The 16,184-nt window shown below is 56.0% G+C and carries 13 protein-coding genes; 8 read left to right on the top strand and 5 right to left on the bottom strand.

Annotated elements, in window-relative coordinates:
* The first annotated feature begins 75 nt into the window (after nucleotides 1-75).
* The 5 genes from ACIGDJ_RS22295 to ACIGDJ_RS22275 all read left to right on the top strand — a co-directional run bounded on the left by ACIGDJ_RS22295 (nucleotide 76) and on the right by ACIGDJ_RS22275 (nucleotide 4,236).
* Entirely contained in the window at nucleotides 76-477 is a 402-nt protein-coding gene (locus ACIGDJ_RS22295; protein ID WP_177327000.1) for a LysR family transcriptional regulator, read from the top strand.
* Nucleotides 478-487: 10 nt separating this feature from the next.
* Nucleotides 488-1,042, top strand: a complete 555-nt coding sequence (locus tag ACIGDJ_RS22290) for a LysR substrate-binding domain-containing protein (protein WP_177326999.1) — start codon at nucleotides 488-490, stop codon at nucleotides 1,040-1,042.
* 210 nt (nucleotides 1,043-1,252) lie between these two features.
* The gene (locus tag ACIGDJ_RS22285; protein WP_009395904.1) at nucleotides 1,253-2,560 is read left to right on the top strand and encodes an OprO/OprP family phosphate-selective porin; all 1,308 of its coding nucleotides are present in this window, start codon (nucleotides 1,253-1,255) and stop codon (nucleotides 2,558-2,560) included.
* A 298-nt stretch (nucleotides 2,561-2,858) separates the two neighbouring features.
* Entirely contained in the window at nucleotides 2,859-3,884 is a 1,026-nt protein-coding gene (locus ACIGDJ_RS22280; protein WP_010951450.1) for a hypothetical protein, read from the top strand.
* A gap of 127 nt (nucleotides 3,885-4,011) precedes the next feature.
* Nucleotides 4,012-4,236 carry a hypothetical protein gene (locus tag ACIGDJ_RS22275; protein WP_010951451.1) on the top strand — a complete coding sequence of 75 codons (225 nt, stop codon included), beginning with the start codon at nucleotides 4,012-4,014 and terminating at the stop codon, nucleotides 4,234-4,236.
* 92 nt (nucleotides 4,237-4,328) lie between these two features.
* Here ACIGDJ_RS22275 and ACIGDJ_RS22270 read toward each other — a convergent pair whose 3' ends face one another.
* The 5 genes from ACIGDJ_RS22270 to ACIGDJ_RS22250 form a co-directional block, all read right to left on the bottom strand.
* Nucleotides 4,329-6,326: a heavy metal translocating P-type ATPase gene (locus ACIGDJ_RS22270; protein ID WP_041476521.1), complete on the bottom strand. Its 1,998-nt coding sequence runs from the start codon at nucleotides 6,324-6,326 to the stop codon at nucleotides 4,329-4,331.
* A 202-nt stretch (nucleotides 6,327-6,528) separates the two neighbouring features.
* Nucleotides 6,529-6,852 (bottom strand): DUF2790 domain-containing protein, encoded by a 324-nt coding sequence (locus tag ACIGDJ_RS22265; RefSeq protein ID WP_003253432.1) that lies wholly within the window; start codon nucleotides 6,850-6,852, stop codon nucleotides 6,529-6,531.
* A 162-nt stretch (nucleotides 6,853-7,014) separates the two neighbouring features.
* Nucleotides 7,015-10,176 (bottom strand): CusA/CzcA family heavy metal efflux RND transporter, encoded by a 3,162-nt coding sequence (locus ACIGDJ_RS22260; RefSeq protein ID WP_010951454.1) that lies wholly within the window; start codon nucleotides 10,174-10,176, stop codon nucleotides 7,015-7,017.
* A gap of 24 nt (nucleotides 10,177-10,200) precedes the next feature.
* On the bottom strand, nucleotides 10,201-11,451 hold the full coding sequence (locus ACIGDJ_RS22255) for an efflux RND transporter periplasmic adaptor subunit (protein ID WP_010951455.1): 1,251 nt from the start codon (nucleotides 11,449-11,451) through the stop codon (nucleotides 10,201-10,203).
* A 68-nt stretch (nucleotides 11,452-11,519) separates the two neighbouring features.
* Nucleotides 11,520-12,791, bottom strand: coding sequence for a TolC family protein (locus tag ACIGDJ_RS22250; RefSeq protein ID WP_135002145.1), 1,272 nt, complete (start codon nucleotides 12,789-12,791; stop codon nucleotides 11,520-11,522).
* 404 nt (nucleotides 12,792-13,195) lie between these two features.
* Between ACIGDJ_RS22250 and ACIGDJ_RS22245 the strand changes: the two genes are divergently transcribed.
* The 3 genes from ACIGDJ_RS22245 to ACIGDJ_RS22235 all read left to right on the top strand — a co-directional run bounded on the left by ACIGDJ_RS22245 (nucleotide 13,196) and on the right by ACIGDJ_RS22235 (nucleotide 16,144).
* The gene (locus ACIGDJ_RS22245) at nucleotides 13,196-14,539 is read left to right on the top strand and encodes an OprD family porin (RefSeq protein WP_003253422.1); all 1,344 of its coding nucleotides are present in this window, start codon (nucleotides 13,196-13,198) and stop codon (nucleotides 14,537-14,539) included.
* Between the two features lie 489 nt (nucleotides 14,540-15,028).
* The gene (locus tag ACIGDJ_RS22240; protein ID WP_003253420.1) at nucleotides 15,029-15,703 is read left to right on the top strand and encodes a heavy metal response regulator transcription factor; all 675 of its coding nucleotides are present in this window, start codon (nucleotides 15,029-15,031) and stop codon (nucleotides 15,701-15,703) included.
* A 117-nt stretch (nucleotides 15,704-15,820) separates the two neighbouring features.
* Nucleotides 15,821-16,144 (top strand): hypothetical protein, encoded by a 324-nt coding sequence (locus ACIGDJ_RS22235; RefSeq protein ID WP_010951457.1) that lies wholly within the window; start codon nucleotides 15,821-15,823, stop codon nucleotides 16,142-16,144.
* The last annotated feature ends 40 nt before the right edge of the window (nucleotides 16,145-16,184 follow it).

The following is a 16,184-nucleotide window of genomic DNA, read 5'->3' as shown; positions in this document are numbered from 1 at the left end:
GTGGATTACAATGTTGACAAGATAAGGAAACACCGGGTGGCATTGAGATAGATTCCCCGAATTAAGGGGGACCTAATGGTTACACAAAATGAAACATATACAAGCACCGTTGTTCCTTACAGCCCTGACATATTGGATGATTTGCCAATTGATGATCAGCTGGCCGTAGAGTTTTTCGCAACAGCACGTTGTGCCAGTTTCAAACAGGCTGCCCGAGGGCTCAATGTGCCAGTGGTAGGCCTGCGGAAACGCTTGGAGAAACTGGAAGAGCACATTGGTGCTCCCGTGTTTGTCTACAAACACAACAAGCTTGCCCTGACCCGCACAGGCGAGAGGGTCAGCCATTACCTGTGCCAGCTCTTCGGCCCAGACGGCCTTGGCAAGTCCGGTGAAAAGGAAGTCCCCAGGCTTACCATCGCGATCACAGAGCCAGTGCTGAACGACCGTAAACCGCGATCTAGTCGCCTACGTGCGTGATCATGCCGAAATGCAGCTGGAAATCCATTCAGAATGCACAACGCAGATGCTTTCTGAGTGTGAAGTCGATGTGGGTATCGCTTTGGTGAGCCCAGATGATAAAGGCGCGCTTGATCGCCATCCTACGTATAGGTTTGAACGGCTTGGCCGGATTGGGCACGCCCTGTTCATTTCCAGCCGCTATTCAAGAAGCGTCACCCTTCCAGTGGAGAGCTTGGATTTGCACAACTTCATGCTCGTTGTCCCTTGGGATGAAGAGATCTTGGCGGGCTCACGAAAGTGGGCATCGATAATGGCTGAGCATCAGGGCGGTACCACTCGGGTCAAGAGCTACAACCTATCACGAGGCCTTGTCGTTGGCGGTGCGTGTATTGGAGTGCTGCCCGACTACAGCCGAAAACTGGAGAGAAATATCCTACCCGTGCCGGGTTTCCTGGACGACCTGGAGGAGAAAGATGTCTATCTTGTTATCAAAACGAAGCTTGTCCGCAATCCGCAGGTTTTGGAAATTCGAAGATTGATCAAGAAGAGCTTCTTTGATAAGAAGGACTGGCTTGTTCGGTAACAGTTTTGTTAGGTTTGAAACTCCTCCGTTAACACTACAGAAACACAACTGTCATATTCGCTTGCAACCTAGTCAGAGTGCTTAGAACAAAGGCATCTTGTTACAGCAGGTGACAACCGTGGCCTGCTCCCATCTGCAAGATAAATTTAGGCCGGCGCAGGGCGAAATATAACGTCGGTAGCTAAGCACTTAACATACGAGAGGCAAGCAATGATCCGTTCTTCGAACATGCGGGAAAAGCTGTTGGCTGCCGCAATAATAGGCACATTTTCCTCGCAAGCATTCTCCGGAACAGTAACCACTGACGGAGCTGACATCGTTCTGAAGACCAAGGGCGGTCTTGAAGTATCGACTTCTGACAAGGAATTCAGTTTCAAACTGGGCGGCCGAGTTCAGGCCGACTACGGCCGTTTCGATGGTGTCTTCACCAAGAATGGCGATACCGCTGACGCAGGCTACTTCCGTCGCGCCTACCTTGAGCTCGGTGGCGTGCTGTACCGCGACTGGAAGTATCAGCTCAACTACGACCTTTCCCGCAACACGGGCAACGACTCCGACGGCTACTTCGACGAAGCCAGCCTGACCTACACGGGTTTCAAGCCGGTGCAACTGCGCTTTGGCCGTTTCTACACCGACTTCGGTCTTGAGAAAGCCACCAGTTCGAAGTGGACCACCGCCATGGAGCGGAACCTCTCGTACGACCTGGCGGACTGGATCAACGACAACGCCGGCATGGGTGTTCAAGCCACCAGCACCATCGCTGACATGGCTTATGTTTCCGGTAGCGTTTTCAGCGAAACCAATAACAACTCGGATGGCGACAGCACCAAGCGCTACAACGTACGTGGCGTGTTCGCACCGCTGCACAGTGATGGCAACGTCCTGCACGTCGGTGCTCAGTACGCTTACCGCGACCTCAAAAACAGTGCGGTCGATACCCGGATTCGTTCGCGTCTGGGCGTCCGCGGTGTAGATACCAATGGCGGCGGCGATGCCGGCACCAACGGCAACCGCATGCTGTTTGGCGGTGCTGCTGCACAAGATGGCCTGTGGAAGGACGACTCGGTCTGGGGTCTCGAAGGTGCCTGGGCCACCGGCCCGTTCTCGGTTCAAGCGGAATACCTTCGCCGCAAGCTGAAAGCTGACCAGGCCAACAACGACATGAAGGCCTCCGGTTACTACGCCCAGATGGCTTACACCCTGACCGGCGAGCCGCGTATCTACAAGCTCGATGGTGCCAAGTTCGACACTATCAAACCAGAGAACAAGGAACTGGGGGCCTGGGAAGTCTTCTACCGCTTTGACGATATCAAGGTCGAAGACGGCAACCTGGTCACCGCGGCGGACCAATCGAACGAGCGCAAGGCCAAGAGCCACACGGTGGGTGTGAACTGGTACGTCAACGAGGCGGTGAAAGTCAGTGCCAACTACATCAACGTGCGCACCGACAACAACGAGAACACCGTGGGCGACGACAGCGGCAATGCCATCGTGACCCGCCTGCAATACGTCTTCTGATCCCTCTCATCAGTCTGACGTGAGAAAGCCGGAAGCGCTCAACGTGCTTCCGGCTTTCCTGTTTCTGGAGGTGATCAAGCATGGAGCGCCCTCCTCCTACCTGCTTTCGCTTACCGATGACCGCTCTTGCCAAAGCTCGGCGAATCTGATGTGATTGCCGCGTCGGGCTTTGCATGGTGGCCGTGCAAGCAAATCAAACCTGACTCCTATTCATGATTGAACCTGATTCGACGTCCAGCTTCGCGTCTAACGGCCCTACAAGCGCAGCTACCCCAACGTCGCTCATTAGGGGATAGTCATGCCTGCAAAAAAGCTGCTTCAACCTCTCGCTGCTCAGCTGCACGCCTCGTTCTCGGCTTCTGGCCGCCCGTACTCTCATCTGCACCTCCACCAGCTGTTCCACGCGGCCATCGGCTCCGTTGCACCGCAAGTTGCCATCCAAGACAAGCTGCCAATTCAGGTCTGTCGTGACAACGAGACACGGCAGTACAACCTCTACGCGGCGGTCGAGCGGGCGAAAACGTGCTTAGGATTGACCGATCTTCAAGCAGTCGGTGTGGCTGAAGAAGTCATTGAGGTGCTACGAACTGCGGGAATCGGCGTGAACCAGGTTCGCCTGCTCCTTGACCCCTCCTTCAGCTCGAAGACTCGCAAAAAGGCCTTCAAGGCTCTCTGCAAGAACCTGGATCTGAACGAGCTAGGCGATCGCTTCGTCCCCAAGACTGCCACGTTGGCCATCGCTGCTGGTATTGCGCCGCCTCCCAAAATGTCGTGGAAGGATCGCTTCGCCCTGGCTGCAAATTCCCCCATGCGGGGGCCAAGCGAGCTCATCAGCATGGTCAACCGGGATGAGTGTTATCTGTGGGTATTCCCACCGACTGACCATCATGCGACGGCTCCAGCGACGCATGACCGTTTCTTTGGTGAAAAGACCCACCCGAGCGCAGAAATGGGCATGGGGTTCAGCATCATCGATTCCGGCTGGACCCGCCCCAAGTACCCGCTATCCAGGCAGTCACAAGAGACCTTCATCCAGTATTCGCTTTCTGCGCCGATGTGGTCCTGGCGCGCACAAAGTGACACCTGGCGCCTGGGAAACATCCTGCGTTCAAGAATCCTTGACGGGGCTCCTTGGCATAACGAGCCTCTGAGTGACGTGCTTCCGAGCGGCCTTAAATCCCTGCCCCGGATCTATGGGTGCGAAACCTGCCGAACGCTGTTCATTGAGAATCACAGCGACTACCCGGATGTACCCACTCAGTGCCAATGCGGTGAGGCGAGCAGCACGGGTGACCAAAACGAGTCATCTGCTCTCAATAGCTGATTTTCCTTACGGTGGCGGGCTGAGCCCCCCGTTAGGGATTGGCTATGGGAGCGGGATTCGCTCACCCCAAACCTGAAGGCGCCGCCACCTAACCGAGCGATATGAGCTGAATGCTCGCGGAGTAGATATGCAAAAGAGTAAAAACAAACAGGACACCCTGGCGGCGATCAATGCGCTTGTCGAGATTGCGTATGATCAGGGATTTGCGGACGGACACGGAGTCGGCAATCAAGTCGGTTTCGTAGCCGGTGTCATGAGCCTCAAAGCTGCATTGGCCTGCGGCTTACGGCATGGCTCACCTGAGTGCGGAAAGGCCCTTGAAAGCCTCAAGCGCATCGGGATCGACGAGTGAGAGAAAAGTACGGGTCGTGCGCTGATCGCGCACGACCCGTACTTCTACTTCAGGTCATTTCCCTGCTTAGCTTCATGATTGAAGCTCAGGGATCAGGTGCTTCTGCGGTAGGCCAACAGGCGCAAGGCGTTGAAGACGACCAACAGTGTGGAGCCCTCATGGATCGCAACAGCGGCACCAATGCTCAAGCCCATGATGGTGGACGGAACCAGGATGGCCACAATCCCCAAGCTGACGAACAGATTCTGGTGGATGATCGATCGCGTGTGACGGCTCAGCCCCACCGCAAATGGGAGTTGCCTGATGTCGTCAGCCATAAGCGCGATATCAGCCGTTTCCAGGGCAACATCAGATCCAGCAGCCCCCATTGCGATACCAACGCTCGAACTGGCCATGGCAGGGGCATCATTGACGCCGTCACCCACCATGGCCACCTTGGCGCTAAGGCGCAGGTTTTTGATGGCCTTGACCTTGTCTTCCGGCATCAGGTCTCCCCACGCTTCATCTAAGCCAACTTGTTTGGCTACAGCCTCTGCAACGCGGTTGTGGTCTCCAGAAATCATGACCATGCGTTCGATGCCCATCTCTCTAAGCTTCTGGAGTGCCTCTTTGGCCCCCTCCCGGGGTGTGTCCAATAGCCCGATAGCGCCCAGATCCTTGTCAGCACGCCGTACCACCATGGTGGTACGGCCTGACTGACGTAGACGCTCCGCAGCCTCCAGGGCTGCCTTGCTGAGTGCGGGAATACCATTGGTACCGAACATCTCGACCTTGCCAATCCAGACGAACTGCCCATCAAGCTCAGCACGCACGCCGCGGCCAATCATGTTGCTCATGTTCTTGGCTTGGAATCGGCACCGTGTGCCAATCATCTCTTCACCGTCACGCACAATTGCCGCAGCCAGCGGATGGTCGCTCATCGACTCCACAGCGATGGCGACGTTTAGCAGATCCTCGATCTGCGTGCCGCCTATGGGTATTACATCGGTGATACGTGGGCGCCCTTCGGTCAGGGTACCGGTCTTGTCGAATGCCATGGCATTCAATGATCCAAGCTCTTCAAGTGGCGCACCGCCCTTGATCAGCACGCCACCTCGGGCTGCCCTGGCGATGCCAGAGAGAATGGCGCTTGGTGTAGCGATCGCGAGCGCGCAGGGGCTGGCTGCAACCAGTACGGCCATCGCCCGGTAGAACGAGTCACGGAACGGCTCGTCAAGGAAAATGCCGGCAAATAGCAGCCCGACTACCAGCAGTAAAACCAACGGGACGAATATGCGTTGGAAGCGGTCCGTGAATCGCTGGGTCGGTGACTTCCTGACTTCGGCTTCACTGACCATCTTGATGACCCGCGCCAAGGTACTCTCCGTAGAGCGCCGGGTTACCTCAACCTCGATGAGCGTTTCGCCATTGATGGTACCGGCGAAGACTTTCGAGGCTGCATCCACTGCATCTGGCTTGCTGCGTGCGAGTTCGGCATCAGGAACAGGTTGCTTGTCCACGGGGACGCTCTCACCGGTTACTGGCGCCTGGTTGATACTTGAGGAGCCTACGACTACAAAACCATCGGCCGGCAGGCGGTCATTGGGGCGCACGATGACAACGTCACCGGGAACCAGCAGCTCCACGGGCATCTCCACCGTGCCATTTGCTCTGCGTACGATCGCGGTGGCTGGTGCGAGCTTGGACAGTGCCTCAATCGCTTTCTTGGCCCGCCCCATCGCGTAGCTTTCAAGGGAATGCCCCAGACTGAACAGGAACAGCAGCAGAGCCCCCTCCGCCCAGGCGCCGATGCTCGCGGCACCGACTGCGGCGAGAAGCATCAGCGAGTCGATCTCGAAGCGTTTCTGACGGATGTTGGTAACCGCTTCCTTAGTGGTGAACCATCCACCGAACACGTAGGCCGACACGTACAGAATCAGAGGCAGACGATCAATCAGGCCAAGTTTTCCTGCGAGAGCTCCGGCACCCAGGAGAGCACCACAGATCAGCGCGAAAATCAGCTCTGTGTTCATTCCAAAAATGCCGCCATGCTCATGGCTATGACCTTCATGCCCGGCTTGGTCATCAGGGCGTTCAAGCAAACTCTTCATAACTCGTCCCTTCTGGGGTCAAGGCTTCCAATTGCCCTCTGCAGTTGGGGAGCCGTCTCTGTTGGTTGGCTAAGATCTATTGCACGGTTTGCCCGAGCCCAGGCGTTAACATTTCGAAGCTATGGGGTATCGGGCGTAATAAAAAATGCCAGGCACTGCCTGGCATTTATGAATTCTCTAATTGTTCTGTTCAAATCGTTTACTACTTGTTGTTGATGCATTGCGAATACATCGAGTAACGAACAGTCTTGAGCGTGCCCTGGGAGTCCTCGAAGGTCATCAACCGTGGATAGACCTGGCAGGTACGGGGGTCCTGCGACTGACGTACGAATTTCGCAACGTCTATCTTCATGCCATATTTGTAATCCTGAATCTCTGGCATTGGCTTGCCATTTTTCTCCGCGTACTTGGCCACTGCGGTCTGGTGTTCCTTGGTGTATTGAAGCTGCTTGCTCTCGGAGAAAGTGTTGGCCTGCGAAGCCACCGAGAAAACAACAAGTGCAGCAGCGATAATTAGCTTTTTCATAAAACCCTCTCAATTTCAAAACTTCTCGGGCGTAACCTTAGCAATGCATAGGCATCACCGGCATGACGAGAAACTTACAATTTTGAAAGGTAAGTGCATCTACTTCACTTTAAACAAAAAAGCCCACAACACGTGTTGTGGGCTTCTCTTTAGCGGAGGCTGTTAGCTAACCACTTCGGCCTCGTCGCCGTCTTCATCCTTGCGGTGTGCCCAGTGATACAGGGCAGGCAGTACCAGCAAGGTCAGTGCGGTGGAGGACAGGATCCCGCCAATCACCACCGTCGCCAATGGCCGCTGAACTTCGGCACCGGTGCCGGTGGCCAAAGCCATCGGGATGAAGCCCAGGGACGCTACCAAGGCTGTCATCAGAACAGGTCGCAGACGGGTCAATGCACCTTCATCGACTGCCTGTCTGAGCGTTCGTCCCTCCTCCCTTAGCCCGCGGATGAAGGCAATCATCACCAGGCCGTTCAGTACTGCAACGCCGGACAGTGCAATGAAGCCGACACCTGCCGAGATCGACAGTGGGATGTCCCGCAGCCACAACGCCACAACACCACCGGTGAGTGCGAATGGAATACCGGTGAAGACCAGCATGCCGTCCTTCAGGTTGTTGAACATCAGGAACAACAAGGTCATGACCAGCAGCAAGGCGACTGGAACAACGATCTGCAGGCGTTTGGCAGCCGACTGCAGCTGCTCGAACTGGCCCCCCCAAGTCGTCCAGTAGCCCGCAGGGATTTGCACCTTCTTGTCCAGCGATGCGGTCGCCTCCTCAACGAAGGACCCCAGATCGCGGCCTCGAACGTTGGCGCTGACGATAACCAGACGTTTGCCGTTCTCGCGGCTGATTTGGTTCGGGCCCAGTTGCAGGTCCAGATTGGCGACCTGGGACAGCGGGATGAAGCCGATCTGATTGGCACCCTGTGCCGCATTGGCAGGTACCGGGATCAGCAAGCTGGACATACCCGCTACGTCGGTGCGAACGGTCTCTGGTAGGCGTACTACCATGTCGAACCGACGGTCGCCCTCATACAGCGTGCCGGCCTGACGGCCACCCACGGCGATAGCGATCGAGTTCTGAACATCCGCGATGTTCAGGCCGTAGCGTGCTGCTTTTTCGCGGTCAATGTTGATGGTCAGCACCGGCAGGCCGGATGTCTGCTCAACTTTCACTTCCGATGAGCCCGGGACCGCTTTGAGCGCTGCCGCGATCTTGTTGGCGGTGTTGTTGAGCACGTCCATGTCATCGCCGAAGACTTTCACAGCGACGTCACTACGCACGCCCGAAATCAGCTCGTTGAAACGCAGTTGGATTGGCTGCGACAACTCGTAGTTGCTTCCTGGAACACCCGCTGCGGCCTTCTGCACTTCAGCAATCAGCTCATCACGAGGCTTCTTCGGGTTAGGCCACTGATCCTGAGGCTTGAGCATGATGTAGGCGTCAGAGGCGTTCGGCGGCATCGGGTCAGATGCAATTTCTGCGGTACCCGAGCGTGCGAACATCCGCTCAACTTCAGGCACCTGCGCAATCACCGCTTTCTCCAGACGCTGCTGCATCTCGACAGATTGAGTGAGGCTCGTTCCAGGCACACGCATGGCCTGCATCGCAAAGTCACCCTCACTGAGGCTTGGGATGAACTCGCTACCCATACGACTTGCCAGCAAACCACTGAGCACGACCAAGGCTACTGCGGCCGAGAAAGCGATGTTCCGATGTCCCAGCACCCATTGCAGAACCGGTTCATAGCGCAGTCGAGCTGTGCGCATGACCACGCCTTCCTCTTCCTTCACCTTGCCAGTGACGAACATGGCAATAGCTGCAGGAACAAAGGTAACGGACAGGACCATTGCACCCAGCAGCGCCATCACAACGGTGAAGGCCATCGGGTGGAACATTTTGCCTTCGACGCCGGTGAGGGCGAAGATCGGCAGGTACACCACCATGATGATCAGCTGACCGAAGATCAGCGGCCGGCGAGCTTCTCGCGCCGCGGCAAAGACCTCGTGGAAGCGTTCGGTTTTGGTGAGCATGCGGCCATGCTTATGTTGCGCATGAGCCAGTCGACGGATCGCGTTTTCTACAATAACCACGGCACCGTCGACGATGATGCCGAAGTCGAGTGCCCCCAAACTCATTAAGTTGGCACTGACCTTGTTGTTGAACATGCCTGTGAAGGTGAACAGCATGGACAGCGGAATCACCATCGCGGTGATCAGAGCCGCACGGATGTTGCCGAGGAACAGGAACAGAATGGCGATAACCAGGATCGCGCCTTCCACCAGGTTCTTCTTCACCGTCGCGATGGCTTTTTCAACCAGGTTGGTACGGTCGTAAACAGTCACAGCCACCACGCCCTTTGGCAGGGTGCGGTTGATGTCCGCCAATTTGGCGGCGACAGCTTGAGATACGGTGCGGCTGTTTTCACCAATCAGCATGAACACGGTACCGAGCACGACTTCGCGGCCGTTCTCAGTAGCAGCACCTGTACGGAGCTCTTTACCGATGCTGACGTCAGCAACGCTGCTGATGCGAATCGGTGCACCATCCACACTGGTGATCACGATGTTGGCGATGTCTTCGATATTGCCTACCTGACCCGGTGCACGGATGAGCAACTGTTCACCATTACGCTCGATGTAGCCGGCACCGACGTTGGCGTTGTTACTTTCCAACGCTGCGACCAGGTCATTGAGTGTCAGCTTGTAGGTAGCCAGGCGCTTTGGATCCGGCGCAACCAGGAACTGCTTGGCATAACCGCCGATGGTATTGATCTCGGCCACACCCGGGACGTTACGCAGCTGAGGCTTGATGATCCAGTCCTGGATCACGCGCAGGTCGGTCGGGGTGTACGGCGTACCGTCCTCTTTGACCGCGCCATCTTCGGCTTCAACAGTCCACAGGAAGATCTCGCCGAGGCCGGTAGATACCGGACCCATGACGGCCTCTACACCTTCTGGCAGCTGTTCCTTCGCAACCTGCAGCCGCTCGTTGATCAACTGGCGGGCAAAGAAGATGTCAGTGCCATCCTTGAAGATCACGGTGACCTGAGACAGGCCAGAGCGAGACAGGGAACGGGTCTGCTGAAGGCCCGGGAGACCGGCCATGGCCGTTTCAACTGGAAACGTGATCCGTTGTTCGGTTTCCAAGGGCGAGTAACCAGGCGCTGCAGTGTTGATCTGCACCTGGACGTTGGTGATATCGGGTACCGCATCGATGGGCAGCTTTTGATAGCTGTAGATACCGATACCCGCCATGATCAGAACGGCGATCATTACTACGATGCGCTGCTCGATGGCGAATCTGATGATACGTTCAAACATGAGAAATCATCCTGTCAGTTCGCATCAGTGACCGTGTTCGGCAGAAGCTTTGCCGAGCTCGGACTTGAGTGTGAAGCTGCCACTGGTTGCTACCTGGGCGCCGGCTTCAATACCGTCGATGATTTCCACGTACCCATTGTCGCGGCGACCCAGTTTTACCGGGCGGGTGTCAAAGCCATCTGGGGTGCGTACGAATACCGAAGGTTTGTCTTCAACGGTCTGCACAGCGTGCTCAGGGACCGCTACGGCAACTCGATCGGTCTGGGAGGTGACCGCAATGTTTACGAACAGGCCTGGACGCCAGGCGCCGTTGGGGTTGGTCAAGGTGACGCGGACAGTAGCTGCACGGTTTTGCTCGCCCAGCAGGCTGCCGACATAACCCACCTTCCCTTCGACCTCGACGTTCATGTCAGGCGAAGAGACTTTCACTGCACGGCCAGTCGTGACCTTGCCCAGATCTGTCGGCGGAACTGCGAAGGTCGCCCAGACCTGATTCAGGTCGGAAAGGATGAAGGCGTTGGTCGCCTCGCTGACGACTTCGCCGACGGTCAGGTGTTTCTCCACTACCACGGCGTCGAAGGGAGCGCGGAGCTCGTAACGATTACCGCCAACGGAGTTAACCGAGGCACCGATTGCGCCGACCTTCTGCTTGGCGTTGGCCAAGGAGATCTCCGCTTCTTGCAGCGCTTGGCGTGCTTGGAGGTAGTCTTGCTCTGCAGAGATCTTGTCCTGCCACAGTTGCTTCTCACGTTCGAAGGTCACACGCGCCAGTTCGACGCGACGCTGTGCGGCCTGTTGTTCGCTGCGCAGGTCAGAGATCTGCTGGCTGGCGATTACCGCGAGGACTTGCCCTTTCTTGACCGTCTCGCCCAGGTTGGCCTGGACAGCCTCAACAACGCCAGGAACACGAGGAACCACGTGGGCAGTACGATCTTCGTCGAAGCGAATTTCGCCAGGGAAGCTCACGACGGTACCGAGGTCACGAGGCGCTGCAGCTTCCAGGGCAACACCAGCGGCCTTGATCTGTTCAGCGCTGAGCGTCAGCTTGCCCTCTTCTTCACCGCCCTCTTCGCTGTGGCCTTCTTCACCATGGCCCTCATCACCTTCCTCTTTGGCGGCAGATGCGGCTTTCTTTTCGTCGCCATGGCCATCGTTAGCGCCATGCTCGGCAGTACTGGCGGCCTGCTGTCCGGAACTGTTGTTCCAGGCAAGGCTGCCAAATCCGAGGGCTGCCACAGCGGCTACCGCGAGGGCGATCTTGCGTTTGTTATCCATTGCTACTCCTGCTGATCGTAGGCACCGGCTTGTTCAAGGCTGTGTGCCGAAGAAAATGTTTGGCCCGTTCAGCGAGTGCCGGCGGTTGAGCCGACTTCGCCATAAACCCTTTCCACCTGCGCACGCGCATTGGTCGCCGCTGCCAACGATTCGAGGTATTGGCCACGAGCGACGATCAAGGTGCGCTGGGCATCCAGCACTTCGATGAAACCGAATTTGCCCATCTCGAAGCCGCGGGTTGCGGTCTCTACGGCTTGTTGGGCTGAAGGCAGAATGGTCTTGTCGTAGGACTCGACCTCCTGCATGGCGGTGGACCATTGGTTCAACGCGGTTTGGGTTTCGGTGCGCAGGCGCAGCTCAACAGCATTGCGCTGGTCCCGGGCCTGATCTGCACGACGAGAAGCGGAAAGAATGTTGCCCTGGTTACGATCGAACAGCGGCAAAGGGATAGACAGGCCCACAGTGTTGACCCGCTCGCGCACAGAGCGGTCGTACTGGCTACCTACACTGACAGTAAGGTTCGGGATACGCTGAGCTTTCTCTGAGCCGAGCGAGGCATCGCTCTTGTCTATCTGCACCACGGCCTGACGCATTTCTGCTGTTTGGTCGAGCTTAGCCAGCAGATCTTCAGTGCGAGGTGGCAAGCCCGGGGAGAGGGTTGGCGATTCGAGTCGATCAAACACGGTGACTGAGCTCCCGGTAATTTGAGCGAGCTGTTGGTAAGCGGTCGCTTTTTCCGTTTCTGCACGTCGAACTTGCAGCTGGGCTTCGGCCAGTTGCACTTGAGCGCGGGTCGCCTCCACTGGGGACGACTTACCTGCGCGAACACGGCCATCGACGATGCGAAGACCGCGCTCAGTCAGTTCGAGAGATTGCTTGGCCAGGTCGAGACCTGTCTGGGCCCGCAACGCGGCGTAAAAGGCTTGGACGACATCTGCACGCAGGCCGTTAACGCGACGGTCTAACTCAAGCTGTGCGGCGGTCTGCCCGTATGTGGCGACGTCAACACGAGCCCCCCGCTTACCGCCCAGCTCAAGGGTCTGGCTGAGAGAGACAGTCGTCTGGCTGGTGTTACGACGGGTGTCTTCCACGTCATACGAGATTGTGGGGTTGGGGATAAGCCCGGCCTGCTTGCGAGCACCATCAGCGATCCCAATTTCTTGCCTGGCCGCGGCCAGGTCTGGGTTGGCATCCATGGCCGTCGAAAGCGCCTGGGGCAAGCTGATGCTTTGGGCAAGGGCTGCAGGCGCCATCAACCCAGAGATGACTGCACAGAGTGCAGCGATCTTCCAGGGCGAGACGGGGGTCTTGGGTAAGACATTGCGGTTATACCGGGGCACTTTGATGGTCCTCGTGCACAAACTTCGATAAAGCTTGGCGAGAACGCCGAAACAGCTGCCAAGCCCCACTTGATTAGGTGATGGCACTCTAATGAGCGGTAGCTATCAGAGGGGTGGCTAGAAAATTACAATTTCGTAAGAAAGCTTTGTGATGCCCGTAAATACTGGGAAACCCAACCCGACACGATGATTTCGATACAAGCAACAGAGATGGCAAACACGCGGTGCGAAGGTGCCGAATAACAGGTAGATGACGAAATTGTAATTGTCCTATCACCCTCCCGTTATCTTCGGCCTGCAAATATGAGCTCGCGCTACGCTAGGCGCGCCGCCGGGTCAGAACAACTAACGACACCCGCGCCGGTAAACATAATAAAAACTGCCGTGAATCAAAGGAGCATCGGATGAAAATCAAAGTACCACTGTATTTGGCGGCAGTTTCTGCGCTGTCTGGAAGCTATGCTATTTCGGCACAAGCTGAAGACAAGCCAGAAGGCTTCATTGAAGGCAGCAGCCTTACAGTGTTGAACCGTAACTTCTACTTCAACCGTGATAACCGCGACAGCACCGCCCCCACTTACAACAGTGGCAAGGGCAATACGAACGGCTACTCCGAAGCCTGGGCGCACGCGATCATCAGCAAATTCAACTCCGGGTTTACCCAAGGTACCGTTGGCTTTGGCGTTGATGCCTTTGCCATGATCGGCCTCAAGCTCGACACCGGTGATGGGCGCAACGGCGGCCGTAGCTCCTTCGACGTGCTGCCCGTTGATAACAAGGGTGAAGCTCGCGACGAATACACCAAGGTCGGCGGCGCAGCCAAAGTCCGCTTGTTCGATACCATCGTGAAAGTGGGTGATGTCTTCCCATCGACCCCGGTCGTCGCATCGGGTGACTCTCGCCTGCTGCCAGAGAGTTTCCGCGGTGTGACCGTTGAGAACACCAGCATCCAGGGCCTTACCCTCCAGGGTGGTCGTCTGCATGCGATGAGCCAGCCGGTCTCAAGCAACCTGAACGACAACTTCGTGACGTTCTACGGCGGCCCGGTCAACTCGCCATGGATCGGTTACGGTGGCGGTGACTACTCGATCAACGACAACTGGACTGTGAGCGTCTACGCCAGCCAGCTGAAAGACGTCTGGAATCAGTACTACGCCGGCACAAGCGTGGTTTACCCGCTGAGCGACGATCTGGCGCTGATCGGTGGCTTCAACTACTACAAAGCCGTAGATGAAGGTAAGAAGCGCCTGGGTGAATTCGACAACAACATCTGGAGTGCCAAGGTCGGTGTGCGTTACGGTGCCCACACCCTGGCCCTGTCGCATCAGCGCAACAACGGCGACGACGATTTCGACTACCTGCGTCAGTCGGACTCGATTTTCGTCGACAACTCCATCCAGTACAGCGACTTCAACTCGCCGAAAGAGCGTTCCTGGATGCTGCGCTATGACCTGAACTTCACCAGCTACGGCATTCCAGGCCTGACGTTCATGACGCGCTACGCCAGAGGCTCGGGTGCGGATTACTCGAACGCTAACCAGTTCTACATGCGCACCGACGACAACGGCAACCCGCTCGACAATCAGAAGCGTTGGGAGCGTGACGTCGAAGTCAAATACGTTGTCCAAACCGGTCCGGCAAAAGATCTGTCCTTCCGGTTGCGCCAGGCAACCACGCGTGCCACTGCTTTCGAATCGGATCTGGATGAAACTCGTGTAATCATCGAGTACCCGCTTTCGATTCTGTAATTCGCTAACTGGGCCAGTTATCCATTGGCGGGTCCTGTTAGTAAAACGAGCATTACGCATTCACCTTGAGTGGCTTAAGTGCTCCTTTGGTAAAAGGTGGATATTTGGCGCCCATTGGGCGCCTTTTTTTTGCCTAAAATTCAAGTAGGCGTTCGATTGTACGCATCGCATGCCGGTGAAGTTCATGACTACACCAATGACCAGTCTCTTCAATGTGAGCGACCTCGCCGTCATCTGAGCGGAACGAAGCCAGCACAAAGAAGAAAATAACCCAATACTTCATAAGGTCAAATCACCTGCTGGAGAGAGGGCCCGCAACTGTCAAACCCAAACCGCGACAAGATATACCGCCAGACTATCAACTGTATTACCTAGAAATTACAAATCCGTCATTTGAGCCCCGGCACGCTCATTTTGATTTACCATCCCTTTCAATAATGCCGGCGCGCGTGCGCGGTTAATTGCTCAGTGATATCGAGACAAAATCCCATGCGAATTCTGGTAATTGAGGATGAAGTAAAAACTGCGGAGTATGTGCGTCAAGGTCTGACGGAATGTGGCTATGTCGTAGATTGCGTCCACACCGGGTCAGATGGATTATTCTTGGCTAAGCAGCACGAATATGAGCTGATTATCCTGGATATAAATCTGCCAGAGATGGACGGTTGGCAGGTCCTTGAGTTGTTGCGTCGTAAAAACTGCCCTTCCCGTATCATGATGCTGACGGCGAGAAGCCGGCTGGCGGATAAGGTCCGGGGGCTGGAGAACGGAGCAGATGACTACCTGATCAAGCCATTTGAGTTCCCTGAGCTGCTGGCCCGGGTTCGCGCCTTGATGCGCAGGTCAGATCACCCTGCATCCGTAGAGGTCATTCGCGTCGCTGACCTGGAGCTTGATCAGAGCCGGCACAGGGCATTCAGGGACGGTCAGCGCATTGACCTGACCACGAAAGAATTCGCGTTACTGCATTACCTGATGCGTAATACCGGTGTGGTGCTGAGCCGCACCCAAATTATTTCGCAGGTTTGGGATATGAATTTTGACTGCGACACAAACGTTGTAGAGGTGTCGATTCGAAGACTCAGAGCCAAGATAGATGACCCTTTCGAGACCAAACTGATACATACGCTTCGGGGCGTAGGGTATGTGCTTGAAAAACGATAGTTGCCAAGCTCTCTAGTACCGAAAATCCGCTACATGCTCCCGTCGCTTGCGAACTTGAGGTTTCTGTTTACGATCCGCGGCGCTGATTCCTCACTCAACAAATGAGGTAGGCTGTACATGAGGTATAGCATTGATTATCAGCAGGTTTCGCAAGGACAATCCGATGCCAGCATTGATGCCTGTCCAGCTGACATTGTCTTCAACAGCGACCATGGCCTAGCTCTTATCCCGTGCGTTGGCGATGTTATCAACCTCCCCTCTACGGCGGTCAAAGAAGGGGTTTGCGGCATCGTTAGATCAAGGATTTTCAATTATCTCAGAGGTCCTGAAGAGCTGTACTGTCACGTCAATATTCTCGTTGAGGAGGCGGACATCAATTTCGAAAGTCTCATCTCGGAATACATGCGCAATCAGTCACGTGCTCGCTCGCCTTCTTCATAAAGTCGAAGGCGGGCCAGTCCATTAATGGTTGTGTATGGGT

Source organism: Pseudomonas sp. NPDC079367 (assembly GCF_044542195.1).
GTDB lineage: Bacteria > Pseudomonadota > Gammaproteobacteria > Pseudomonadales > Pseudomonadaceae > Aquipseudomonas.
This window is presented reverse-complemented; position numbering and strand designations above follow the sequence as displayed.